Source organism: Skermanella aerolata KACC 11604, from assembly GCF_000936425.1.
GTDB lineage: Bacteria > Pseudomonadota > Alphaproteobacteria > Azospirillales > Azospirillaceae > Skermanella > Skermanella aerolata.
The window spans coordinates 289,570-315,237 of sequence record NZ_AVFK01000003.1; the positions used below are offsets into that span (position 1 = coordinate 289,570).

Annotated in this window: 19 protein-coding genes and 1 pseudogene; 13 read left to right on the forward strand and 7 right to left on the reverse strand. The window is 65.8% G+C overall.

The window, feature by feature from the left end; all coding sequences use genetic code 11:
* Positions 1-103 precede the first annotated feature (103 nt).
* The 7 genes from N826_RS06535 (at position 104) to N826_RS06565 (ending at position 8,707) form a co-directional block, all read left to right on the forward strand.
* Complete coding sequence (locus N826_RS06535) at positions 104-1,219, forward strand: alkene reductase (RefSeq protein ID WP_044426816.1); 1,116 nt, start codon at positions 104-106, stop codon at positions 1,217-1,219.
* The gene (locus N826_RS06540; protein WP_044426818.1) at positions 1,216-2,508 is read left to right on the forward strand and encodes a c-type cytochrome; all 1,293 of its coding nucleotides are present in this window, start codon (positions 1,216-1,218) and stop codon (positions 2,506-2,508) included. Before N826_RS06535 ends, N826_RS06540 begins: the two co-directional genes overlap by 4 nt.
* On the forward strand, positions 2,505-2,996 hold the full coding sequence (locus N826_RS06545) for a (2Fe-2S)-binding protein (protein ID WP_044426821.1): 492 nt from the start codon (positions 2,505-2,507) through the stop codon (positions 2,994-2,996). The genes N826_RS06540 and N826_RS06545 overlap by 4 nt, the downstream gene beginning before the upstream one ends.
* On the forward strand, positions 2,993-5,251 hold the full coding sequence (locus N826_RS06550) for a xanthine dehydrogenase family protein molybdopterin-binding subunit (RefSeq protein WP_044426824.1): 2,259 nt from the start codon (positions 2,993-2,995) through the stop codon (positions 5,249-5,251). Before N826_RS06545 ends, N826_RS06550 begins: the two co-directional genes overlap by 4 nt.
* A gap of 43 nt (positions 5,252-5,294) precedes the next feature.
* Positions 5,295-6,509, forward strand: coding sequence for an MFS transporter (locus N826_RS06555; RefSeq protein WP_044426827.1), 1,215 nt, complete (start codon positions 5,295-5,297; stop codon positions 6,507-6,509).
* 108 nt (positions 6,510-6,617) lie between these two features.
* Positions 6,618-7,637 (forward strand): NAD-dependent epimerase/dehydratase family protein, encoded by a 1,020-nt coding sequence (locus N826_RS06560; RefSeq protein WP_211099225.1) that lies wholly within the window; start codon positions 6,618-6,620, stop codon positions 7,635-7,637.
* Complete coding sequence (locus N826_RS06565; protein WP_044426830.1) at positions 7,634-8,707, forward strand: NAD-dependent epimerase/dehydratase family protein; 1,074 nt, start codon at positions 7,634-7,636, stop codon at positions 8,705-8,707. Before N826_RS06560 ends, N826_RS06565 begins: the two co-directional genes overlap by 4 nt.
* Here N826_RS06565 and arfA read toward each other — a convergent pair.
* The 6 genes from arfA to N826_RS06595 form a co-directional block, all read right to left on the reverse strand.
* Positions 8,682-10,232 carry an arabinosylfuranosidase ArfA gene (gene arfA / locus N826_RS06570; protein WP_044426833.1) on the reverse strand — a complete coding sequence of 517 codons (1,551 nt, stop codon included), beginning with the start codon at positions 10,230-10,232 and terminating at the stop codon, positions 8,682-8,684. The genes N826_RS06565 and arfA overlap by 26 nt on opposite strands.
* 29 nt (positions 10,233-10,261) lie before the next feature.
* Positions 10,262-11,125 (reverse strand): ABC transporter ATP-binding protein, encoded by an 864-nt coding sequence (locus N826_RS06575; protein WP_044426835.1) that lies wholly within the window; start codon positions 11,123-11,125, stop codon positions 10,262-10,264.
* Positions 11,122-12,168 (reverse strand): ABC transporter ATP-binding protein, encoded by a 1,047-nt coding sequence (locus N826_RS06580; protein ID WP_084720534.1) that lies wholly within the window; start codon positions 12,166-12,168, stop codon positions 11,122-11,124. Before N826_RS06580 ends, N826_RS06575 begins: the two co-directional genes overlap by 4 nt.
* Entirely contained in the window at positions 12,165-13,028 is an 864-nt protein-coding gene (locus N826_RS06585; RefSeq protein WP_044426838.1) for an ABC transporter permease, read from the reverse strand. The genes N826_RS06580 and N826_RS06585 overlap by 4 nt, the downstream gene beginning before the upstream one ends.
* Before the next feature lie 4 nt (positions 13,029-13,032).
* Positions 13,033-14,037, reverse strand: coding sequence for an ABC transporter permease (locus N826_RS06590; protein WP_044426840.1), 1,005 nt, complete (start codon positions 14,035-14,037; stop codon positions 13,033-13,035).
* Between the two features lie 130 nt (positions 14,038-14,167).
* Entirely contained in the window at positions 14,168-16,087 is a 1,920-nt protein-coding gene (locus tag N826_RS06595; RefSeq protein ID WP_084720535.1) for an ABC transporter substrate-binding protein, read from the reverse strand.
* Between the two features lie 223 nt (positions 16,088-16,310).
* Between N826_RS06595 and N826_RS06600 the strand changes: the two genes are divergently transcribed.
* Positions 16,311-17,255 (forward strand): ArsR/SmtB family transcription factor, encoded by a 945-nt coding sequence (locus tag N826_RS06600; RefSeq protein WP_244619468.1) that lies wholly within the window; start codon positions 16,311-16,313, stop codon positions 17,253-17,255.
* 105 nt (positions 17,256-17,360) lie between these two features.
* Positions 17,361-18,029 carry an HAD-IA family hydrolase gene (locus tag N826_RS06605; RefSeq protein ID WP_044426841.1) on the forward strand — a complete coding sequence of 223 codons (669 nt, stop codon included), beginning with the start codon at positions 17,361-17,363 and terminating at the stop codon, positions 18,027-18,029.
* 41 nt (positions 18,030-18,070) lie between these two features.
* Here N826_RS06605 and N826_RS06610 read toward each other — a convergent pair whose 3' ends face one another.
* Positions 18,071-20,071, reverse strand: coding sequence for a PhoX family protein (locus N826_RS06610; RefSeq protein ID WP_084720536.1), 2,001 nt, complete (start codon positions 20,069-20,071; stop codon positions 18,071-18,073).
* 259 nt (positions 20,072-20,330) lie between these two features.
* Between N826_RS06610 and N826_RS06615 the strand changes: the two genes are divergently transcribed.
* The 4 genes and pseudogenes from N826_RS06615 to N826_RS06625 all read left to right on the forward strand — a co-directional run.
* Complete coding sequence (locus N826_RS06615; protein WP_147040297.1) at positions 20,331-21,647, forward strand: OmpA family protein; 1,317 nt, start codon at positions 20,331-20,333, stop codon at positions 21,645-21,647.
* 1,316 nt (positions 21,648-22,963) lie between these two features.
* A pseudogene (locus tag N826_RS45185) lies at positions 22,964-24,063 on the forward strand (LodA/GoxA family CTQ-dependent oxidase).
* The gene (locus N826_RS45190) at positions 24,015-25,178 is read left to right on the forward strand and encodes a LodA/GoxA family CTQ-dependent oxidase (protein WP_244619469.1); all 1,164 of its coding nucleotides are present in this window, start codon (positions 24,015-24,017) and stop codon (positions 25,176-25,178) included. Before N826_RS45185 ends, N826_RS45190 begins: the two are co-directional and overlap by 49 nt.
* Positions 25,179-25,216: 38 nt before the next feature.
* The coding region (locus N826_RS06625) for an NAD(P)/FAD-dependent oxidoreductase (RefSeq protein WP_247870464.1) at positions 25,217-25,668 on the forward strand (452 nt) is incomplete at its 3' end.

The following is a 25,668-nucleotide window of genomic DNA, read 5'->3' on the forward strand; positions in this document are numbered from 1 at the left end:
TCCCGCCTCACCGGCGATCTTCTTTTATTTTCAACAGGCTGCGGCGGCAACGCCGACGGTCGGCACTCGAACTCGGCCTATAGCCCGAGCGGCAGGAGAACCCATGACCAGTTTGTCGAAGCCATTCCAGCTAGGCGACCTTACGCTGTCCAACCGGGTAGTCATGGCACCGATGACCCGCTGCCGGGCAGGGGCGGGCGACGTGCCGACCCCACTGAACGCCGCCTACTACGAACAGCGGGCCAGCGCCGGTCTGATCATCACCGAGGCGACCAACGTCTCCCCCATGTCGGTCCCGTTCGAGAAGGCGCCCGGCATCTATTCCGACGAGCAGGTCGCCGGCTGGCGTCCGGTCGTCGATGCCGTCCACGCGGCGGGCGGGCGGATCTTCTGCCAGCTCTGGCACGGTGGCCGGGTCGGGGCGCAAGGCCTGCTCGAAGGCCGCCAGCCCCTGGCCCCGTCGCCAGTCAACGACGACCTCGACGCCTTGCAGGTCTGGGCGCTCCTGGCCAATGGCCGCTACGTCCGGATCGCCGCGACGCCGTCGCGGGCCTTGGAGACCGCCGAGGTCGAGGAGATCGTCCAGCAGTACCGTCAAGCCGCCGCCAATGCCTGGGCCGCCGGTTTCGACGGGGTCGAGGTTCACGCCGCGAACGGCTACCTGCCGCACCAATTCCTGTCGCCGACGACCAACCGGCGCACCGACCGCTACGGCGGCGCCCCGCAGAACCGCGCGCGGTTTCTGCAAGAGATCATAGAGAACATCGCCGAGGTCATGCCGATCGACCGCGTCGGCGTCCGTCTCTCCCCGACCGCCGGCTACAACAGCCCCCGCGATCCCGATCCGGCGGAAACCTATACCTGGGTCGCGGCGATGCTGCAAAGGCAGGGCGTCGCCTTCATCGAGATCGCCGACACCAACGCCTGGGCCGGCAAGCCCGACCGAGACGAGTTGCTGCGCATGATCCGCCCGCACTTCACCGGCCCCCTGATCCTGAACGGCGGCCTGACCCCGGACAAGGCCGACGAACTGGTTTCGAGCGGCGCCATCGACCTTGCGTCTTTCGCGCGGCAGTTCATCGCCAACCCCGATCTGCCGGCCCGGATCGAGGCCGGCGGATCGTTCAACGAACCGCGCCACGTCGGCTGGTACGGCGGCGATGCCGAAGGCTACACCGACTACGAGCCCTTGATGCGTTCCGGAGCGAGGGACCGATGAAACGCCGGGCGGTCCTGGCGGCGCTGTCCGCCGCTGCGGCGGCTGGCGTCCTGGGCTCGCTAGTCTTCCTGGCGATAGCCTGGCAGACGGAAATCCCCGCCATGGCACCGCCGAAACTGGCCGACTTCGACGCTGCCACCATCCACCGGGGTGCGGCGCTGGTTGCGATCGGCGACTGCGTCGTCTGCCACACGGCGGAGAGGGGACCGGCGTTTGCCGGCGGCCGGGCCTTGGAAACGCCGTTCGGGACGCTTTACGCCACCAACATCACGCCCGACCAGCGGACCGGCATCGGCAACTGGTCGGCGGCGGCGTTCCGGCGGGCGATGCGGGACGGCGTCTCGCGTGACGGCGAGCACCTGTATCCAGCCTTGCCGTATGAGCACTTCACGCGCGTCACCGACGCCGATCTCGACGCTATCTACGCCTTCCTAATGACGCGCGGCCCGGTGCTCCAGAAAACGCCGGAAAACCGCCTGATTCCGCCACTCGGTTTCCGGCCCCTACTGGCCGGCTGGAAGCTGCTGTTCCTGCACGAAGATCCCGTGCTGCCGGTCACCGGCCAAAGCGACGAGTGGAACCGGGGCCGCTATCTGGTCGAGGGTTTCGGCCATTGCGGCGGCTGTCACACGCCGCGCAACATCGCCGGCGGCGAGGAGCGCGGCAAGCCGTTCGCCGGCGGAATAGCGGAGGGCTGGGATGCCCCGCCGCTGAACGCCGCCAACCGCACCGCCCATCCTTGGACGGTCGATGCGGTGTACCGGTACCTCCGCACCGGAATGGATGCGGAGCATGGCATCGCCAACGGTCCAATGGGACCTGTAGCGCACGGGCTTTCCGGCGCTCCGGACGACGACGTCCGCTCGATCGCCGTCTACGTCGCCTCCCTGCTGGAGCGTGACGGACCGAAAGCAGGCAGTCTGCCGCCGGTGGACCGGGAGGTGGAGGCCACACGCGAGCACCCGGAGGGAGCCGCCCTGTTCGCCGGCGCTTGCGCCACGTGCCACGGGCCGGGAGCGCCCATGATGGCGCAGGGCCGCCCGTCGCTGTCGTTCGTCAGCGCCCTGCAAGCCGACCATCCGCGCAACGCCGTTCAGGCCGTCGTCAACGGGCTGCCAGCGGCCCAGGCCGGTCGCACGGCCCTGATGCCGCCATTCGGAGACAGCCTGACTAGCTCTCAGATCGGGCAAATCACGGCCTATCTGCGGTCGCGCTACAGCGAGCGGCAACCCTGGACAGCCCTGGAAGACTCGGTCGAAGAGGCTCTGAACGCGAAGGAGCAGCCATGACAATCATCCTGAACGTCAACGGCGCCGAGCGGCGCATCGACGCCGAACCCGCGACGCCGCTGCTCTACGCGCTGCGCAACGACTTAGGATTGAACGGTGCCAAATACGGCTGCGGCCTGGGACAGTGCGGCGCCTGCACGGTCCAGCTCGACGGCAAGGCTGTCTTCTCCTGCCTGCTGCCGGTAGCGGCACTCGAAGGGCGGCGGATCACGACCGTCGAGGGGCTCGGCACCCTCGACAAGCCGGGCGTACTGCAGCAGGCCTTCGAAACAGAGCAGGCCGCCCAGTGCGGCTACTGCATCGCCGGCATGATCATGCGGGCACAGGCGCTGCTCGACCGCAACCCGTCGCCGACCGAAACCGATATCCGTGCCCATATGCAGCCCAACTTGTGCCGGTGCGGCACGCATATGCGGATATTGCGCGCGGTCCGCCGAGCCGCCGACATGATGAGCGGCAAACTCGCCATCCTGGAGAGCGGACAATGACCGCTAATACCGCCACGCAGCTTTCGCGCCGCACCTTCCTGTCGGGAAGCGCGCTGGTCGTCGCCTTCTCGCTCTCGTCCCGCGCGTTCGGCCAGTTGGCCGGAGGAGGGGAGGGCAGCGCCGGCCCGGCGGTCGTCGCTCCCCATCTGCCCGGCAGCCTGAAATCGTCCCCGATGCTGGACTCCTGGATACGAATCGACGCCGACGGCAAGGTCACGGTGTTCACCGGCAAGGTCGAACTGGGGCAGGGTATCCGGACCGCCCTGATCCAGGTCGCCGCCGAGGAACTCGACGTTCCGCCCACCGCCATCCACCTCATCACCGCCGATACGGTGCTGACACCGGACGAGGGCCTGACCGCGGGCAGCCATTCGATGCAGGACAGCGGGTCGGCGATCCGCAACGCGGCTGCGAATGTCCGAATGCTGCTGGTGCGGGAGGCTGCCCGGACCTGGAACGTCGAACCCGCCGGCATCGACACCGACGGCATGGGAAATCTGACTGGACCAGAAGGGCGGACGCTCGGCTACGGCCCGGCCGCCTCCTCCCTGTCGCTCCATGTCGAGGCCGCTGCCGACGCGCCGCTGCGCGATCCCGCCCGCTACCGCACGATGGGCGCCAGCCTGCGGCGGGTGGACATTCCAGGCAAGCTGACCGGCGAACCGGCCTACCTCCAGGACATGCGCCTTCCCGGAATGCTGCACGCCCGCATGCTGAGGGGACCGAGCTTCGGCACGCGCTTCCAGTCCTCGGACATCGCGGCGATCTCAGCACTTCCGGGTGTCGTGAAGGTCGTCCGCCAGGGAAACTTTCTCGCGGTCGTCGCGGAGCGCGAGTGGACGGCGATAACGGCGCTCCGGAAGTTCCAGGATGCCCCGTTCGTCCGGACGGCCTCGCCGCTTCCCTCAGGCGATGTCGCCGCGACCCTCAAGGGATTGCCGTCCCGCGACATCGGTATCCTGGACACCCGGAATGCAACCGCTCCCGCAGCATCGACGGTCAATGCCCGCTATTCGCGCCCGTGGCTGAACCACGGCTCGATCGGCCCGTCCTGTGCGATGGCGCATTTCCAGGACGGCGCGATAACGGTGTGGACCCACAGCCAGGGGACCTTCGACGTCCGCCGCGTCGTGGCCGAACTCGTCGGGCTACCGCCCGAGAAGGTCCACGCCATTCATGTCGAGGGGTCCGGCTGCTACGGCCAGAACGGCGCCGACGACGTGGCCGCCGACGCGGCGCTGATCGCATGGGACATGCCCGGCCGGCCCATCCGCCTGCAATGGACGCGCGAGGAGGAGTTCGGCTGGGAGCCGCTGGGACCGGGCATGCTGACCGAACTGGAAGCCTCGCTCGACACGGACAAGCGCATCGTCACCTGGAAGCATGAGGTCTGGAGCAACCCGCACAACAACCGCCCGGTCGGGGCCGGCGGGGTCATCGCGGGGGGAGAGGTCGCCAAGCCGTTCCCGGTGCCGGAGGGCAAGCCGATACCGATGCCGGAAGGCGACGGCAGCCGCAACTCCAACCCGCTCTACGATCTGCCGAACATGCAGGTGACCTATCATTTCCTGAAGGACATGCCGCTGCGCGTCTCGGCGCTCCGCTCGCTCGGCGCCCATCTCAACGTCTTCTCGATCGAATGCATGTTCGACGAGTTGGCGCGGGCCGGCGGCGTCGATCCCCTCGAACTCCGGCTGGCCCACATGAAGGACGAGCGAGCCAGGGAGGTTATGACAACGATGGCCGGCCGCTTCGGCTGGCAGAGCCGAGCCCGCGGCGATGGCGTCCGGGGCTGCGGCATGGGGTTCGCCCGCTACAAGAATCTCGGCGCCTACTGCGCCGTTGCGATGGAGGTCGAGATCGACCGCGAGACCGGCCGCGTCAGGGTCAGGCGTGCGGTCGCCGCCGTCGACAGCGGGCAGGCGGTCAATCCCGATGGCATCAGAAACCAGATCGAAGGCGGCATCATCCAATCGCTGAGCTGGACCAGCCGCGAGGAAATGACGTTCTCCCCCGACCGCAGGACCAGCTTCGACTGGAGCGCCTATCCGATCCTGCGGTTCGAGGACATGCCCGACACCATCGAGGTTCACGTGTTGGACCGACCCGGCCTGCCCTTCCTCGGCACGGCCGAAGCGGCGCAGGGACCGACGGCGGCGGCATTCGCTAACGCCGTCGCGGATGCGACCGGCCTTCGCCTGCGTGACATGCCGCTCAGCCCCGAACGGATCAAGGCGGCTCTCGGGGCGATCTGATCCGGCCGAGCCTCCGGCCTGCCGAAGAAACAAGGATTGCGAGATGACTACCGAAACGACGGACACCGCTCCGTCCCACAAGGATTTCGTCCTCGGGCGAGGACTGACCTTCATGATGGCTGCTGCTGCCGGCATTGCCGTCGCCAATATCTATTACAACCAGCCGATGCTGGCGATCATCGAACGGGACTTCGCCGGATCGGACACGACCGGCTTGATCCCGACCGCCACGCAACTCGGCTATGCCATCAGCCTGTTCCTGTTCCTGCCACTCGGCGACCTGATGGACCGGCGGCGCCTGATCGTCGTCCAATTCGGCATCCTGGCGTTTTCGCTGGTCCTTGCCGCCATCGCTCCGACCGCCCTGCTGCTCGTCGCCGCCTCCCTGCTGGTCGGGGCCAGCGCCACGGTAGCACAGCAGATCGTCCCCCTGGCGGCCACGCTCTCGGCTCCGGAGAAGCGGGGCGCCACGATCGGCACCGTCATGGGCGGCGTCCTGACCGGCATCCTGCTCAGCCGGACGGTCGGCGGGTTCGTCGGCTCCCATTTCGGCTGGCGCGAAATGTTCTGGATCGCGGCGCCGGTGGCGCTTGGCGCCTCGGTCGTCATGGCGGCTGTTTTGCCTCGGACACATCCGCAGTCGACCATCCGCTACGGCAAAGCGCTGATGTCCCTGGTCGAAATCTGGCGCAACGAACCCGCGTTGCGCCGCTCGACGATCCTGCAAGCGGCTCTATTCGCTTCGTTCTCCGCCTTCTGGACCATCCTGGCGTTGCGGCTCGAAGAGCCGGTTTTCAATCTTGGAGCCGATGTCGCCGGCTTGTTCGGCATCGTCGGCGCGATCGGCATCCTGGCGGCCCCGCTGGCCGGCAAGCTTGCGGATCGCCGGGGGCCTGATCTGGTCATCTGCTTAGGATCGCTGCTCACGCTCGGCTCCTGGCTCCTGCTCGGCTTGTGGGCCACGATCCCGGGTCTCGTCGCCGGCGTCGTCGTCCTCGATTTCGGGGTGCAGAGCGCCCTGGTCTCGAACCAGCACGTGATTTATTCGCTCCGTCCCGAAGCCCGCAGCCGTTTGAACACGATCTTCATGAGCGGCATGTTCATCGGCGGCGCCACCGGTTCCGCCGGCGCCACGATGGTCTGGAACGCCTTTGGCTGGAACGGCGTCAGCATCTTCGGGGCGCTGCTGGCCGTGTTCGGGATCCTGATTTGGATGGCAACGCGGCGAACCGCCGCCGTGCATCAGCCCCAAGCCTAACCCCGGCAACGACTCGTTAACCAAATTTCAATCCCTGCCGTGCTTCGCTCCGGCTCAACAGGTTCCCGATCGGCGGCTGCCCGGGCGAGTTTGAGCAGGATCGAAAAAATGAGCGTGATCAAAAGGTTCGACTCGGTTCTCGTGACCGGAGGCGCCGGCTATTGCGGCAGTCTGCTGGTGCCGCAACTGCTGGATCTCGGTTACAGAGTGACGGTCTACGACATCCTGTATTTCGGCGACCATTTCCTGCCCAAGGATCACCCGAACCTGACGGTCGTGCAGGGCGATATCCGCGATACCGCCAAGCTGGCCACCGCCATGGCCGGCCATCAGGCGGTACTCCACCTCGCCTGCATCTCCAACGACGCCAGTTTCGAACTCGACGAGCAGTTGTCGACCACGATCAACTTCGACGCCTTCGAACCGATGGTCGCCGCCGCCAAGGCCGCCGGGGTCAGGCGGTTCGTCTACGCTTCCAGCAGTTCGGTCTACGGCGTGTCGGAACAGCCCAACGTCACCGAGGACCACGCTCTCCTGCCGCTCACCCTCTACAGCAAGTACAAGGGCGAGTGCGAAACCGTCCTGAAGAAGTATACCGACGACGGTTTCGTCGGCGTGATCTACCGCCCTGCCACGGTGTGCGGCTACGGTCCGCGCCAGCGGCTCGACCTGTCCGTCAACATCCTGACCAACCATGCCGTGACCAACGGCCGTATCCTGGTGTTCGGCGGCGAGCAGCTTCGGCCCAACCTGCATATCCAGGACTACGCCGACCTGTGCAAGCTGCTGCTGTCGGCGCCGGACGAGCTGGTCACCGACCAGATCTTCAATTGCGGGACCGAGAACCTGACCATCCGGGACATCGCCGGGCTGGTGAAGCGCGTCGTCGCGGAGGAGTTTCCCGGCCGCGCCGACATCGACATCGTCACGACGCCGTCCGACGACCTGCGCTCCTACCATATCAATTCCGACAAGATCTTCCGCGTGCTCGGCTTCAAGCCCCGCCACACCGTCGAGGACGCGGTGCGCGACCTGTGCCGGGCCTTCCGCGAGGGCGCGCTGCCGGACAGCATGTCGGACGACTGGTACTACAATATCCGCACCATGAAGAGGCTGCACGCGGCATGACCAATCCTTCCTCCGCCAGCCTTTCGCCCCGCCCCGTCGCCGTCGTCACCGGCGGCGCTGGCTTCATCGGCAGCCATATGGTGGACCTGCTGCTGGAGCGCGGCTACGCCGTGCGCGTGATCGACAATCTGGTCGGCGGGCGGGAAGCCAATCTGGCCCATCACGCCGCCGATCCCAACCTGTCGTTCGAGAAGATCGACATGCGCGCGCTGGAGCCGGGGCATCCGCTGTTCAAGGATGCTCGCTATGTCTTCCACTTCGCCGGCATCGGCGACATCGTGCCGTCGATCGAGCGGCCGGTCGATTACATGTCCACCAACGTCCAGGGCACCGTCCAGGTGCTGGAATGCGCCCGCGCCGCCGGCGTCGCCAAGCTGGTCTACGCCGCCTCGTCGTCCTGCTATGGGCTGGCGGTCACGCCGACGACCGAGGATCATCCAATCCAGCCGCAGTATCCCTACGCGCTCAGCAAGTATCAGGGCGAACAGGCTGTCCTGCACTGGCATCAGGTCTACCGGCTGCCGGCCAACTCGATCCGGATCTTCAACGCCTACGGCATCCGGTCGCGCACGTCAGGCGCCTACGGCGCCGTCTTCGGCGTGTTCCTGCGCCAGAAGCTGGCGGGCAAGCCGTTCACGGTCGTCGGCGACGGGATGCAGAGCCGCGACTTCCTCTACGCCTCCGACATCGCCGAAGCCTTCCTGGCGGCGGCGGAAACCGAGCGTTCCGGCCGGGTCTACAATGTCGGCGCCGGCAATCCGCAGACCGTCAACCGGCTGGTCGAACTGCTGCGCGGCGACATCGTCTACATCCCGAAGCGGCCCGGCGAACCCGACTGCACCTGGGCCGACATCGGCCGCATCACGTCGGAACTTGGCTGGCAGCCCCGGATCTCGTTCGAGGAGGGCGTTCGCCGGGTCCTGAACGATATCGACTACTGGCGCGAAGCGCCGCTGTGGAACCCCGACACCATCGCCCAGGCGACGCGAAGCTGGTTCGCGTGCCTGGGCGACGACCGCGGAGACGACCCCGGAGACTGCGCCGTCAGTTCTGCGTCTTCAGCCGGATGACGTTCCAGGACGCCGGAGCCAGCGTTGCCTGAACGCGGCCTCCCTGGACCTGCACGCCGTCGAGCGCCACGGGGCTGACCGTGTCCGGTGCGTCCTTCGTGTTGGTGATCTGAAGGTCGTCGTGGCGCAGTTCCAGCGCATGGTCCAGCGTCAAGTCGTTGAAGCCTCGGGCGTCGAGGTCGAGGGTGATCGACTCATCCAGGTGGCGGTTCAGGACGAACAGGGTCAGCGTTTTGTCGTCCTCGTTATGGACGCTCGCCACCTTGACATAGGGCACCTCCGGCATCGGGTAGTACAGTTCCTCGGCGCCGCGCGGGTCGTAGTAGCGAGCTGAATAGGTCGGGGAATTTACCTTCGAGCGCAGGACGTTGCCGCGTCCCAGGTTGCTCATCTGGGCGAACGGGTGGAAGATCGTCTGCCGCCACGCCGGACCGCCGGTCTCCGTCATGATCGGCGCGATGGCGTTGACCAGCTGGGCGAGGCAGGCCGACTTAACGCGGTCCGCATGGTTCAGCAGCGAGATGCAGGCGCCGCCGAAGGTCAGAGCGTCCTCCATCGTGTAGATCTCTTCCAGGATCTGGGGCGCTTCCGGCCAGCCCGGCTTCGCCCGGCCTTCGCCCTTGCCGCGGGTGCGGTACCAGACGTTCCATTCGTCGAAGCTGAGCATGATGCGCTTGGACGACCGCCGCTTCGCCGCCACCGCGTCGGCGATCGCCACGACCTCGTCGATGAAGCTGTCCATCAGGTCGGGGCTGGCGAGGAAGGCCGCCGTGTCGTGGGCGTAGTTGTTGAAGTAGGTGTGCAGGGAAATGAACTCGACATGGTCGAAGGTATGGTCGAGGACCGTGTATTCCCACTCGCCGAAGGTCGGCATGTTGCGGGCCGACGAGCCGCAGACCGCCAGTTCGACCGTCTTGTCCGTCCACTTCATCATCTTCGCCGTCTCGGTGGCGATGCGGGCGTATTCGGTCGCCGTCTTCCGCTCCATCTGCCACGGGCCGTCCATCTCGTTGCCCAGGCACCAGAACTTGACGTCGTGCGGCTGTTCCCAGCCGTGGCTGCGGCGGAGGTCGGACAGCGCCGTGCCGCTGGGATGGTTGCAGTATTCCAGGTAGTGGCGGGCGGCGTCGGCGCCCCGGGTGCCGAGGTTGACGGCCAGCATCGGCTCGATCCCGGCTTCGCGGCACCAGTCGATGAATTCGTTGGTGCCGAAGGTGTTCGGCTCGGTCGAGAACCACGCGAGATCCAGCCGGCGCGGCCGGTTCTCGACCGGCCCGACGCCGTCTTCCCAGTTGTAGCCGGACACGAAGTTGCCGCCGGGATAGCGCATGATCGTTGGGGCCAGCTCCTTGACCAGCGCCATCACGTCGCGGCGGAAGCCGCGTTCGTCAGCCTCGGGGTGGCCGGGTTCGAACAGGCCGCCGTAGACGCAGCGGCCAAGGTGTTCGACGAAGGCGCCGAACAGGCGCGGGTCGGTCGCTCCAACCGCGAAGTCGCGGTCGATCAGAACCTCAGCCTTCAACATGGGGAAGTCTCCTGATAGGTGATTTGGTTTCAGTAGGAGCGGGCGGCGCGGTCCCGCTCGATGGTTTGGGGCTCGTCGTCATCCGGGACGTCGGGCGAGAGCACCGAGTTCTTCAGCAGGATCGAGTAGGGGTGCTGCGGGTTGTCCAGCACGGCGCGGGCGTCGCCGCTTTCCACCACTTCGCCCTTCTGCATGATGATGATGCGGTCGCTGATGTAGTAGGCGGTCGCAAGGTCGTGGGTGATGTAGATGATCGAGACCTTCAGCTCGTCGCGCAAATCCTTGAACAGGTTGACGATGGCGACCCGGAGGGAGGCGTCGACCATCGACACCGGCTCGTCCGCCACGATCAGCCGGGGGCCGGGGATCAGCGCGCGGGCGATGGCGATGCGCTGGAGCTGGCCGCCGGACAGCTCATGCGGGAAGCGGTCCTTGACCTCCGCCAGCGACAGCCCGACCTTGCGCAGCGCCCGGTCGGATGCGGCATCCGTCTCCGCCTGCGACCGTGCGTCGGTGAAGTTCCGGGCGGTCATGGTCAGGTAGCGGTCGACCTTGCTCAGCGGGTTGAAGCTTTCGAACGGGTTCTGGAAGATCGGCTGCACCCGGCTCATGAAGCGCATCCGGTCGCGCGTCTTCCTGATGGTCGTCAGGTCCTCGCCGCCGAACGCGATGCTTCCGCCGGTCGGCGTCATCCCGTTCAGGATCATGCGGGCCAGCGTGGACTTGCCGCTGCCGGACTCGCCGATGATCGTGAAGATCTCCGGCCGCGCGTCCGTCAGGGTGAAGCTGACGTCCTTGACCGCATCGATCCGCCGCCGGGACAGCAGCCCGCCGGTCCAGAAGCTGCGGCTGACGCCCCGCACGTCGAGAAGTGCCGTGTCCGCCCCGCTCATTGTACGGTCCCCCCGGTTACGGCATGGCAGGCGACGCGATGTCCGCCTCCCAGCGACTGCATAGGAGGGACCACGACGCGGCAGACGTCCATGGCGATCGGGCAGCGGGGATGGAAGCGGCAGCCGGGCGGCGGGTCGGCAAGGTTGGGCGGCGTGCCCTCCAGCCCCTTGCGCGGCTCGGCGTCGCCGATCCGGGGCAGGCTGCGGATCAGGTGGATGGTGTAGGGATGGCGCGGATTGCGGAAGAGGTCGCGGGTACGGCCCTCTTCCACCAGTCGCCCGGCATACATGATGCCCAGCCGGTCGGTCAGGTTGGCGTGGACCGCCATGTCGTGGGTGACGAACAGGATGGAGGCTCGCATCTCGCGCTGCACTTCCCGGATCATCGTCAGCACGCTCTTCTGGACGACCACGTCGAGCGCCGTGGTCGGTTCGTCCGCGATGATGAAGCCGGGGCGGCAGACGGTCGCCAGGGCGATCACGACGCGCTGGCGCATCCCGCCGGAAAGCTCGTGTGGATAGGAGTCCAGGACGCCGGGCTGAAGATGCAGCTTGAGCAGGTGCTCCTCGACCGCCCTGAGGAAGGCCGGCATGGGCAGCCCCATGTGGCGGAAGGCGAAATCGACGAAGCTCTGCCGGACCCGCCGCAGCGGGTTCAGCACGCTCATCGAGCCTTGCATGATATAGGCAAGGTGCTTCCACCGGATCGCGGTGCGCTCCTCCGGCTTCAAGGAATAGAGATCGACCTTGCGTGTCCCGAAGTCGAAGTTGACCGAGCCGCTGACGACGTTGAGCGGCGGCCGGATGGCGCCCGCTATCGTCTTGATCAGCGAGCTTTTGCCGGACGAGGACTCGCCGGCGATGCCGTAGATCTCGTCGTGCTCGATCCGGAGCGTGATGTCGTCCACCGCCCGCACCTCGCGGGTGATGCCGAACCAGCGCGTCTGGTAATAGGCCTTGAGCCCGTCGACGCGCAGCGCCGGTGATGTGGGAGCCGTTTCCGGCACCGAGTTGAGATGGTTGTTGAGCTGGTGGAGCGTCATGCGGCACCTCCCATCCGGCTGAGCCGGCTGCGGGGATCGATGTATTCGTTCAGCGCCGTCGCCAGCAGGTAGAGCCCGATGAACAGCATCATCACGGCGATCACCGGCAAAGCGATCCACCACCAGACGCCCGCCACCAGGGCGGTATGCTGGTTGGCCCAGTACAGCATGCTGCCGATGGTCGGCGTGTTGATGTCGGTGAAGCCCAGGACCGACAGGGTCACTTCCATGCCGATCGACCAGTTCATGTTGTTGAGCGTGGTCGAGAACACGATCGGCAGCACGTAGGGCAGGTGCTCCCGCGTCATGATCTGGCGCGGGCTCATGCCGGAGAAGATGCACTGCGAGGTGAATTCGCGCGTCCGCAGGCTCATCGCGACGGAGCGGATCAGGCGGGCGTCATAGGCCCAGCCCAGCGCCGCCATGATCAGCGCCAGCAGCGCCCACGACATGCTGTCGCGCATCACGAAGTAGAACAGCACCAGGATCGGGAACAGCGGGATGATGATGAAGGTGTCGTTGATCGACATCAGCACCCGGTCGGTCATGCCGCCCATGTAGCCCGACACCAGCCCGATGGTCAGCGAGATGACCCGGCTGATCGCCGCCACCGCGATGCCGAACAGCAGCGTGTTCCGAAGTGCAGCCGTCATCTGCCAGAACACGTCCTGGCCGCGCGAGGTGGTGCCCAGCCAGTATTCCCATGACGGCGGCACGTCGGGCGCCACGACGTAGATGTCTTCGGGCGGGTAGGGGGAGAAGAACGACAGCACCGACAGTCCGACGATGATCGAGACGATCAGCGTGCCGATGGCGAATTCCAGATTGAAGCGCAGGAGGTCGCGAAAGATCTTGAGCATGGCTTTACTCCACCTGCACGCGGGGATCGAGGAGCGGGTAGAGCAGGTCGATCACCAGCACGGCCAGCGACACCGCGACGATGGAGACCGAGGTGATGCCCAGTACGAGGCTGTAGTCGCCGGCATGGACCGCATCGACCAGCAGGGAGCCGATGCCGGGGTAGCCAAACACTTCCTCCGTGATGATGGCGCCGGTGAAGATCGCGCCGAGCGACATCGCGAGGCCGGTGACCTGCGGCACCAGGGCATTCCGCATCACGTAGGAACCGAGGATGCGCCGCCGGTCGACGCCGCCCAGTTCGGCATAGACGACGTAGTCCTCCGTCACGATATTGGAGACCAGCGCCCGCATGCCGAGGAACCAGCCGCCCAAGCCCACCAGCACCAGCGACAGCGCCGGCAGCAGGGAATGGAGGAAGACGCTGTAGACGAAGTCGAAGCTGAAACCTCGATCCACTCCGATGCCGGAGCCGCCGCTGATCGGCAGCACCGGCCACATGAAGCCGAACACGACCAGCAGCACGAAGGCGACGACGTAGTAGGGCATCGGATGCAGCCCCATGGCGATCAGACCCATCGCCTTCAACAGCCTGTTCTTCCTGTAGTATCCGGCCAGCCCGCCCAGCAGGTTGCCGAGCAGCCACGCCAGCACGGTCGCCACCACCAGCAGCCCGATGGTCCAGGGGAGAGCTCGCAGGATCAGTTCCGACACGGGGGTCGGGAAAGCCGACAGCGACGGCCCGAAGTCTCCGACGACGATCCGGCTCCAGAACGATAGGTACTGCTCCACCGGCGTCCCGGACATCCCGTACAACTCGCGAAGCGACTCCCGCATCGTCTCGATCGCTTCGGGACTGGTGTTGCCGAAGGAAGTCAGGGCGGAGATCGTCTGCTCGACCGGGTCGATCGGCGTCGCATGCGAGATCACGTAGGTCAGGTTGATGCCGATGAAGACGACCAGCACGAATTGCAGCAGACGCTTCGCCAGATAGATGGCGTAGGTTTTCATGGGAGCGATCCCTGATGCTTGGCGTCGGTTTTTCGGTACGCTGGGGGAATGTTGGGCCACGGCCCAACCTACGAAGCAGAAGCCTGTAGGTTGGGCCGTGGCCCAACAACACCTTCCGGCTGCTCTTCCACTATTGCCGAGGCTTCAGACGCACCATCATGTACCGCGAGTTGCCCCAGTTCGGCACCGGGTTGGCATACGGGTCCTCCGCCGTCGGATACCCGGTCCAGTAGGTGTCGTCCATCGCCACGAAGACGTTGTAGGCCATCAGCGGGATCGTCGGCATTTCCTGCACCGCCAACTTGACGTAGTCGCGGCCAAGCTCGATCGAGCGCGGATCGTCGAACGCGACGCCCCGGATCTTCTCGATGATGCCGTCCAGTTCCGGCGACGACCAGCGCATATAGTTGCGCGGAGCCTGCGGCTTGCCGGCGGGCATTACGTATTGCGAGTGCCAGCTATCGAGGAAGTAGGCCAAGTCGGGATGGCCGCCGTAGCTCTCGACGCTCCAGCTTATCAGCGTGTCGAAATCGCCGGCGTTGCGGCGGTCGAGCATGGTGCCCTGGGCCAGTTCCGTCTTGGCGTCGATGCCGAACTGACGCCATTGCTGGGCGATCATGGTGCCGGCGCGGGTGATGACGGGACGGGATTCGCCCTCGACCATGACGCGGATCGCGAAGGGCTTGCCTTCGGGCGTGTACCAGTTGCTGCCGCGCTTGGTGAAGCCGGCCTTCTGGAGAAGTTCCTGCGCCGCCTGCGGGTTGGGCTTCCACCAGCCCATGCCGAACGACTTGTCGATCGCCTTCTGGTCGGTCGGGATCTGCTCCTTCATGGAAGGCCGCAGCATGTCGGCGATCTGCTTGCCGACGGTCGGGTCGTAGGGCTTGATCTTCTGCTTGCCGGTATCCAGCTCGAAGCCCTTGAGCCAGTCCTGCATCGGGATGTGGTAGTCGTCGGGATGGGTGCCGGTCGGCGGGATGCCGATGGCCGAGATGGTCGCGGCCCCCCGGTACGAGGCCATCGAGACGGCCTTGATGTCGATCAGCAGCGCCAGCGCCCAGCGCACGTCCTTGCTCTGGAAATCGGCGCGCTGGAGGTTGAACAGCAGGGCGGGCAGCGTCGGATCGGGGTGGGCGTAGGGGAAGTCCTTGAACCAGCCGCGCGACGACTTGGACTGCTTGGCCAGGGTGAACATCCCCTCCGGCGCCACGTCGTGGACTACGTCCATGTTATGGTTCATTTGTGCGATCACGCGCTTGTCCGGCGGACCGCCATCGACATAGACGGCGTATTTCGGTCCCGGTTCGCCGAACCGGCCCAGCGTGGTGCGCTGCCAGTCGTCGCGGCGCTGCCAGATGAACCACTTGCCCTCGGGATCGAAGCTGTGCAGCGCATAGGCGCCGAGCGAGACCGGCTTGTTGAAGTCGAAGCGCATCGGATCGGGCGCTTTTTCGAAGACGTGCTTCGGCATGATCCAGATGGCGTTGAAGCGCACCGTGAACAGAGCATGGAAACGGGAGTTCGGGCGCTTCAGCTTGAAGACGACGGTCTGCGGGTCGGGTGACGAAACGCTGTCGACATTGAGCGACAGGATCGGCCCCCAGCGCATGCCGGTGTTCTTCATCTGGGTTTCGACGGTGTAGACGACGTCGTCCGCCGTGAATTCGACCCCGTCGCTCCAGAAGATGCCCGGCCGCAGTTTCACCGTCATCTCTGTGAAATCGGCGTTATACTTGGGCGCTTCGGCCGCCAGCGAGTTGTCGATCGGGCCTTCGAGGCCCTTTTCCGGATCGATGTACCACAGCGTGTCCATCGCCAACTGCTGGAGACCGGTATACTGGCCGCCGGCATTGATGGCCCAGATGTTGAACCAGCCGGCGTTCTTGATCGTCCCTTCGGGATTCTCAAGGATCAGTGTTTCTTTTCTCGGCAGGCTGGAAATGATGTCCTGGGCCTCGGCGGCGGACGGGACATAGGCTGCCGTCCCCAGCAGCAATGCTATGGCGGCGCACGCGGCTTTTCTGAGAATCGTCGTTCCGAGAGCGGGCATGTTCCTCCCCTTTTTTCAGCGATGGGTTCGCTTGTTTCTTATGGTCTGATTGCTTCGAACGCTAATCGCGTTATGGACAGTCGTCAACAGAAAATTCTATATATATCAGATTTTACGATATAGTCGATCGCAAGAAGTCATTGTGCAGCGCGGAATGGATCGGCTGAGCATGGCTTCGTATCAAAAAATCGGATATAGTCATACCATCAACGCGGAGCTTGATGTGAACGACCAGCCTACTGTCAGCAGCGACATCCTCAGCATCAGCCCCGACCGCGACGTTGAGATCGTAAAGGCTCTGGCGTCGATGCCCCGGATGATGATCCTGCGCCTGCTTCGCCATCGCGGACCGCTGAACGTCAACGAGATCAGCGAAGCGCTCGACCTGCCGCAATCGACCGTCGCCACCAACGTCCAGACGCTGGAAGCCTGCGGCCTGATCGAAACCCAGGCGATGAAGGCCAACAAGGGCAGGCAGAAGATCTGCTACGCCCGCTACGGCGAGATCCTGGTCCGGTTCGACGATCCGCCGCTCCAGCAGAAGACCAACCTGATCGAAGTCGCGATGCCGATCGGCCTCTACACCAGTTGCAGCGTCACTGCCCCCTGCGGCCTGTGCTCGTCGGAAGGGGTGATCGGCCTGCTCGACGTGCCCGACTTCTTCCTGGACCCCAGCCGCATGAAGGCGTCGCTGCTCTGGTTCTGGCGCGGCCATGTCGAATACAAGTTCCCCAACAACGCGCGCGTACTGAACGCCGAGGTCGAGGCGATCGAGTTCACGATGGAGCTGTCGTCGGAAGTGCCCGGCACCAACGCCGACTGGCCGTCCGACATCAGCATCTGGGTCAACGACGTCAAGGTCGGGACCTGGACCTCGCCGGGCGACTACGGCGACAAGCGCGGCCGGCTGACGCCGCGCTGGTGGAAGCTGGAAGGATCGCAGTACGGACACCTGACGACCTGGGTCGTTTCCGGCAAAGGGACCAGCGTCAACGGCACCAGGGCATCGGATGTCACGCTGGACCGGCTAGGCCTGCTGGAACATCACTCGATCCGCCTCCGTGTCGGCATCGACGAGGGCGCGCAGCGGCCCGGCGGCGTCAACATCTTCGGCAAGCAGTTCGGCAACCACGACCAGGACATCGTCATGCGCATCCACGTCAAGTGAATCCGGATGCCGATGCCGTCGGCGCCGGTAGGGGGAACATCTCTCCGGAACGCGCATTACCGATGATGTCCCGGTTCCTGTTTCCCGTCCCCATGAGCCAACTACATGCCCCTGATTGAAGAAGCGCTGATCCAGTGCGACGCCGTCCTGTTCGACCTGGACGGGACCCTGGTGGATACCACGGTGGTCGTCGAGCGGACATGGCGAGCCTGGGCCGCGCGCTACGGTGTCGATGCCGAAGCCATCCTCCGGGTTTGCCATGGCCGCCGCACGATCGAAACGATCGAGGAGTTCGCGCCCGCCGGCGTCGATCCCGCTGCCGAAACCGCCGTCGTCGAAGGGCGGATGATGCTGGATACCGACGGCATCGTTGCTGTGCCCGGCGCCAAGGCCTTGGTGGCGGCACTCCCGCCGGACCGCTGGGCCATCGTGACGTCGGCCACCCGCCCCATGGCCGAAGCTCGCTTGGAACTGGTCGGTTTGCCGATGCCCGGCATCCTGATCACCGCCGAGGATGTCCCCGCCGGCAAGCCGGACCCATCCGGCTATGTCCGTGCCGCGCGTGAGCTTGGCTTCGATCCCCAGGACACGATCGTCCTGGAAGATGCCCCGGCCGGTTTCAAGGCCGGTCACGCCGCCGGCGCCCACGTCATAGTGCTTGCCACGCATCTCGCCCCGGAGGCGCTGGCGGCGGAGAACTGGGTGAAGGACCTGACCGCGCTCAGCTTGGAGGCAACCGGAAACGGCGCCCTGAGCGTTCGGGTGAGGGGCTGACAAGGGGACGCGCCGCTCCCACGGGCGCGGCGCGTCCCCGATCAGGCGCCGATCTCGCCGCCGTCCTGCTTGGTGATCACCACCACCGACGGTCGCGGCGGCATCCCGTCCTTGAAGTCCGGCCAGCGGGTGGCCGGTTTCTCGACGGTGGCGCCCAGGACCTCCGATGGATGCTGGACCGCGACGAACAGGGTCTTGCCGTCAGGGGTGAACTCGGGTCCGCACATCTCCGCCCCGATGGGGCAGGCGAAGAAGAACTTCACCAGCGCACGGCCAGGGCCAGTCAGGTCGCAGGCATACATCCCATCCGGAATGCCGTTCTTGGTCTGCGCCTCTCCCTGGTCGGTCGAGATCCACAGGCGGCCGCGCGGGTCGAAGGCGCAGTTGTCGGGCGACGACAGCCAGACGTCGCTCGCCGGATGGTAGACGGCCTTATCCTCCGGCTTGGCTGGGTTGCCGGCCAGCAGCACATGGGTCCAGTTGTAGCGGTCGGCCGCATGGTCGGCCTGCGCACCCTCTCCGCCCGGCGGGATCAGCTCGACGATCTGGCCGTGGCGGTTCGCGGCGCGGGGATTGACGGCATCGACCTGGCTGTCCTTCCGCTGCGTATTGTTGGTCAGCATGACGTAGACCCGGCCGTTGACCGGATTGGGCTCCACGTCTTCCGGCCTGTCCATCGGTGTTGCGCCGACCATGTCGGCCGCGCGCCGCGTCTCGATCAGCACGTCTGCCTGGGAGTTGAAGCCGTTGGCCGCCGTCAGCGGTCCCCGTCCATGGACCAGCGGCAGCCACTCCAGCGAGCCGTCACTGTTGAACTTGGCGGCGGAGAGGGTGCCGCTGTCCAGCAGGTCGCGGTTTGCCGCGCGGTTCGCCGGATCGTAGCGACCGGCCGTGACGAAGCGATACAGATAATCGAACCGCTCGTCGTCGCCGGAGTAGAAGACGACGCGCCCGTCCTTGTTGACGATGCTGGTGGCGCCTTCGTGCTTGAAGCGGCCCAGCGCCGTCCGCTTGACCGGGGTCGAGGACGCGTCGTAGGGGTCGTATTCGGTCATCCAGCCGAAGCGGTTCGGTTCGTTCGGCTCCTTCGCAAGGTCGAAGCGGTCCACGCTCTCGCGCCACCAGTAGCGCGACTTGGCGGAGATGCCGTAGCGCTTGTAGTTTGCGGCTTCCGGCATATTCGCGGGATCGCCGCCGCCGAAGTAGCCGTTGAAGTTCTCTTCCGAGATCATGATCGTGCCCCAGGGCGTCTTGCCCCCGGCGCAGTTGTTGAGCACGCCGAAGACCTCGGTGCCGGTCGGGTCAGCGTTGGTCTTCATCCGGTCGTGCCCCGCCGCGGGGCCGGAGATCCGGCAGGCGGTGTTCATGGTGATGCGGCGGGCATAGGGGCTGTTCTCCACTACCCGCCAGACGCCCTGCTCCTTCTTGACCTCGATGATCGTATGGCCGTGGGCCGCCAGCTCGACCTGAGTTTCCTCCGGCGTAGTGCCGCGCTCGGTCGGCTCCGTCTTGCCGGCTTCCGGCGGCCGGTACCAGTCGGTGAACATCAGGTCCGGGGTGGTGTATTCGTGGTTGATGCCGAGCAGGCCATGGTCCGAGCTGTTCGAGCCGAGCGGCAGCGGCTGATAGCCGATGTAGTCGCAGTTGTAGCCGAACTGCTTTTCCTGGGCCGCACCCGTCTGATGCATCGGATCGAAGGCCGGCGCTCCCTCGATCACCTTGTCGCCCCAGCGGATCAGGATATCGGCATTGTAGCCGGGAGCTACCTGATGGCCCTCGCCGATCTTGTGCGGCGCCTGGGTAAACGTCAGCGTCGAGGGTCCCTTCGCCGCCTCTTCCGCCGCGGCGGCGCCCACCATCTTCGGCAAGGCTCCCGAAGCGGCGACGGCGGCCGTCGACGCCATCAGGCCTTTCAGAAGGCCCCGGCGGCTGGGGCATGCCTGGGTGATTTCGATAAGCGGCACATTGGCCGAATTGTTGGAGCCGATGTCGTCACGGTCTTCGACCGCGATCGGCTCGTAGCGTTCATCGAGACTGGTCACGCCTCGTTCCCTCCCGCATTGTCTTATTGGGCGGCCGGTCCGTCCGGCCGGAATAGCCGCCTGGAGACGGAGTGTAACAAAAAGTTCATATTTCGGGCCGGCCAGGAGGTAGGTACGGCTAACCCGAAAGTTTAAGACACTTATGAAGACCGAACGTTTCCGTCGTCCGGCACCTTTGTTGGAGGCCCGGAACTCTCAGCCGGCGTTTTCGGCCTATATGGGTGTTCTTCGACAGGACCCAGTGACAGAGAGCAGATCGATGATGCGAAGCTACCGCTCCACCATGAGTTCCGGCGTCTCGCGGCCGGCCGTCCTGCTGACCGGCCTGCTGCTGGCAGCCTTGCCCGGATGCTCCAATCTGACGCGGGAGGAAGCCTCCCAGACCCCGGCACCTGTCCAGCAGGCAGCCGTTCCGACCCTGGTCAGCCTTCCGGTGCCGCCTGCTCCCACGCTTCCTCCCCCGCCTTCGGAGGCGCTGCCGCTCGAAGCCGCTGTCGAGCGAGCGGCGGCGGACCTGTTCGCGAGCGTCCCGCCGGAAATGCGGTCCGGTTCGACGCCGCAGATGGTCGTGATCGACCCGCTGGTGGACGGCGCGGTCGGCGGCCAGACGGCGGCCACCCGCACGATGGAGCAGCGGCTGGCTTCGTTCATCCAGGCCAGCCAGCCCAATTACGACCTCCGCCCGATGAATACCGAAACCATCAGCCAGTCGCCGCTGGTTCTGGTCGGGAGCGTGCGGGGCGCCGGTCCCGAAGGTCTCGCTCCCGGCGTGCCGCAGGCCTACCGCATCTGGTTCTCGCTGGCCGATCTCCGGACCGGCGTCGTGGTCGGGCACGGCATGGCATGGGCGCGGACCGACGGAGTCGATAGCGAGCCGACCACCTTCTTCAAGGAGAGTCCCGCCTGGGTCGTCGACGACGGCATCAAGGGCTACCTCCAGACCTGCCTGTCGAAGGTCGGGGAACCGGTCGCTCCGTCCTATCTGGACGGCATCCTGGCCGCCGCTCTGATCGCCGACGGTATCCAGGCCTATGACGCCGGCCGCTACGAGGCGGCGCTCGATCTGTTCCGGGCGGCAGAACGGACGCCGGCGGGCAATCAGCTCCGCGTCCACAACGGCCTGTATCTGGCCAACTGGCGTCTGGGGCGCGACGGCGATGCGGAGGGGGCGTTCTCACGGCTGGTCGATTTCGGCCTCCGGCACGACCGTCTGGCCCTGATGATGCTGTTCCGGCCCGCCTCGACCGCCTACTGGCCGGATCCGCAGATAACGGGCTCCTACGACATGTGGCTGCGTCAGGTGGCGCGGCGGACGGGCCCGTCCGGGCGATGCCTGGAACTGGTCGGCCACACCAGCCCCACCGGACCGATGGCGCTGAACGAGCAGCTGTCGCTGGCGCGTGCCGATAAGGTCTGGCAGGACCTTGCCCGGCAATCGGTCGAGGTCAGCGACCGCATCACCACGCGCGGCGTCGGCTCTTCGGAAGCGATCGTCGGTACCGGACGGGACGACTATTCCGACATGCTGGACCGCCGGGTCGAGTTCCGGCCGATGGACTGCCAGACCCAGGCCTGATCCTCCGATCCTATAACAGGGGCCAAAGACATCGACCGGTGTGGACAGTGATTGTTGGGCCACGGCCCAACCTACAGGCGCCCGCTTCGTAGGTTGGGCCACGGCCCAACCTACAGGCGCCCGCTTCGTAGGTTGGGCCGTGGCCCAACACTTGGCGGCTAGCACTCCCAAGAGACAAGGCCGGGCCTCTTCGGCCCGACTTGCGAATCGGCCCTGCGTCGACAGTGGCGTTCCCGACCGGCGTCATCCGTAGGTCGTGCCTCTTCAGCCCGAAATCCAGCTTTCCAAATCAAAAGACCCTTAAGACCGAAAGTTTTTTTGAAATTTTATAGTATTCAATACACTAATATCACATACACAGATATGTTGAAGCCAAACATCTTGAGCTAGCAAAATACCATGGTATGTTTATTCATTATTCAATTTTTGAAATACAGAGTTATTCAATTTAAGAGCTAGTAATTGTGAAACCGTTATCGTAGCTTTGTCAGGATCGACCGTATTTCTCCATAAAATAGTATTTCGCATCGATGGCCATTCCGACGGCATCCGATGCTCAACAACGAAAGACAGGGAGTCCCATGACGGTGGACAAAGACAAGCAGACCATTCCCGCCTGTTTCGACTGCGCCGACGATGCGACAGGACGGCTGGACCAGATGTTCATCGCCATGGGACAGATGAAGCGGATCGCCTTGGGCCAGACGCCGGCCGAACGCGCGGTGTTCCGCAAGCTGCACGGCGCTGCCCATGGCCGGCTGGAGATGCGCAAGGACCGGCCCGAAGCTCTGAAGGAGATCGGCGTCTTCGCCAAGGACGTCCTGCCGGCCTGGGTGCGCTTTTCCAGCGACACCACCCCGACCTCGCCCGATCTCGGCTCGACGCTCGGCATCGGCCTGAAGGTGTGGGGAGTGGACGGGGTCGATGCGCTGGGCGAAACCGGCGGCGTCGCCGACTTCATCATGCAGAACTACCCGGTCTTCTTCGTGGACGACGCCAAGGAGATGTGCGAATTCACCTATGCCGGCGTCGTCCTCAAGGATTATCCCGGCTATCTTGCCGCCCACCCGAAGACCGACGAGATCCTCAAGAAGATGTCGGCGCAGGTCGACGGCAGCGTGCTGACCACTCAGTACTGGGCGATCCTGCCCTTCGCCTTGGGCAACGACTATCACGCAAAGTATTCGCTGGTTCCCGAAGCGCTGCCGCCCGGTCATCCGGCGATCAACGTGCCGAGCGACGACGCCAACTACATGGCGACCGATCTGGCCGCTCGTCTGTCGGAAAACGAGTACCGCTTCACCTTCATGGTGCAGATGGTACCGAAGACCGCCGGCTACCCGCTCGACCAGGCGACCCAGCAATGGCCGGATGATTTGTATCCGTACAAGCCGGTGGCGACGCTGGTGCTGCCCCGCCAGGACGTCGGGGCGCGCGGACAGGGCGACTACGGCCAGCAGCTGGCCTTCAACATCTGGCGCACGCCGGAAGCGCAGGCTCCGCAGGGCAGCATCGCCGCCGTCCGCAAGATCGTCTACGAGCATGGCGCCGCCGTCCGCCATCAGGCCAACGGCGATCCGCTCCAGCAGCCGGAAGCACCGCGCGCCGCGGCGCCGCCGCCGAAGTCCGATACTTGCATCGTCAAGGCGGTGATCTATCCTTCGATCGGCGTCGCCCGCGTCGGCAATGCGCCCAAGGGCTATGTCGTGGGACCGGAGGTATCCAATCCGAAGCCGCTGATGGCAAGCTCCGATCCGGGGAAGAATCCCTATCGCGACGCCAAAGGCAGGCTCTACCCGCAGGCGGCCCGGTTCCGCATCTACGGCTGCAACGCCGCGGGTGAAATCGTCCGCGAACTGACCGGACCGAAGTCGGGCGCCGACATCAGCTGGCGCTCGACATCCCCGAGGCGGCGTCCGCCGATCCGACCACGCTGCGCAACCCGACGGTGACCGACCGCAAGGCGCTGATCCTCGACGCCGATCAGCAAGACATCCATGTCGGCCATGGCAAGCAGAGCCGCGAGATGAAGGCCGGCAGGTTCATGCACCAGGGAGAGCCGGTCTATCTCGGCCGCATGTGGTGCGAGGACGACGGCCGGCTGCTGGTGACCGGCGGTCTCGGCAAATCCGCGTCCTACGACGGCACCAAGGCGATCACCTTTGGCAACAACGAGGGCTGGCACGACGACGTGTCGGACGGCCCGGTCACCGCCACCGTGAAGCTGAACGGCGCCGAACTGCCGGTGACGCCGTCGTGGCTGGTGGTCGGGCCGCCGAACTACGGACCGCAGCGCAAGTCCGTCCGGACGATGTGGGACCTGATGCGCGACGTCGCCATCAAGGCCGGCACGCTGCCCACAAGCCCTTGCGGCCGTCCTTCACCTACGACATCTATCCGGTGTTCGAACGGATGACCGGCCTGCAATGGGTCAACGCCGGCTTCGCCGCCGCCTTCGGCTGGAACGCGCCGTCGGATTTCACCAAGCCGGAATGGATCGCGCGGCTGAACGACCGCAGCCTCGCCAACCAGGAAACCCGGCGCGTCCTGAAGAACGCTTTCCGTCACGACGACGTCGATTCGTGGTCTCCGGCGCCGTGGCCCTGGGTCTACGGCGACGCCATGAGCAATCCGCCGGCGGAAACCCCGCGCCAGTACACGGCGCTGACCGCCACCCAGCTCGCCATGCTGGACCAGTGGGTGGCCGGCGATTTCGAGGACGACTGGGGCAAGGTCCCCGTCCATGACGATTTCGACCAGGTTCCCCTGCGCGAACAGGGCGATACCCTGACCCGGGCGGCGCTGGATTTCTGCCTCGCCGATGCCTTCCACCCCGGCTGCGAGATGACGTGGCCGGTGCCCTATTCCACCATGTACATGGCGCCCTTCCGTTTCGCCCACGCGCCCAAGGGCTGGGTCGAGCCCGGCATGGGTGCTGTTCTGTCCAGCGACACGGTGACCATTCCCAACGGCCCCCTCTATGGCCAGCTGCCCGGCGGGATCACCCGCTGGATGGCGGTGCCGTGGCAGACCGATACGTCGAGCTGCCGGTCGGGCTATGGCAAGTCCTACGATCCCTACGTCCCGACGTTCTGGCCAGCGCGCGTCCCGAACGAGGTCCTGACGCGGGAGAACTATGCCATCGTGATGGACGAGCTCCAGCCGAAGCAGGTCCGTCTGGCCGCCTTCGCCAACCGTGCCGCCTGGATCGCGCCGCTCGGCACCACCAGCTACACCGACCAGATCAACAACATGATCCATCACTTCGACCATCTCGGCGTGGTCGAAGTCTGTCCGGGACCGGTCGACGCGGTCGGGGCCGCGCTGTTCCCGAAGCTGATCGAGGTCGAGGACCAGCATAAGCCGATCCCAGACGGCGACGAGAAGGACGGCAAGGCGCACCGGATGCTGCACGCGACGATGGCGACGAAGGCGCCCGCCGCTACGGGCGGCGTCTTCCCCGCCCCGGACAGCGTTGATATCAGCCGGATCGACAAGGTGCGCCGCTTCCCGCACGGTCTGCGCCGGTGAGGACGGGCCGGTGAGTCCGGTCGGTTGAGCCGTCTCCGGTGACCGGGGCCGACACGATGGTCGAGGCGGATGCGGTGGTCGTCGGCGCCGGGCCGGCCGGTGCCGCCTTCGCCATCAACCTCGCGCCGCTGCGGCGGGTGCTGGTGCTGGACCGGCGGGACACTCCCGCCGTCCGCATCGGGGAGTCGCTCGCTCCGGCGGCGCGGCGGCTGCTGACCGACATGAGGCTGTGGGACGATTTCCGGGCTCAGGGCCATGCGCCGTGCCATGGCGGCCGGTCGCTCTGGGGCGGACCGGAGCCTGCCGAGGCTGATGGGTTGCGCGACATCGACGGGCCGCGCTGGCATCTCGACCGAGCCCGGTTCGACCGCTGGCTGCGCGGGGTCGCGTCCTCCCGCGGGGCGGCGGTGCGGGTGCCGGCCCATCTCCGCGCGGCAACCCGCGAGGGCGACGGCTGGCGCCTCGACCTCGACATCGGCGGACGGCGCAT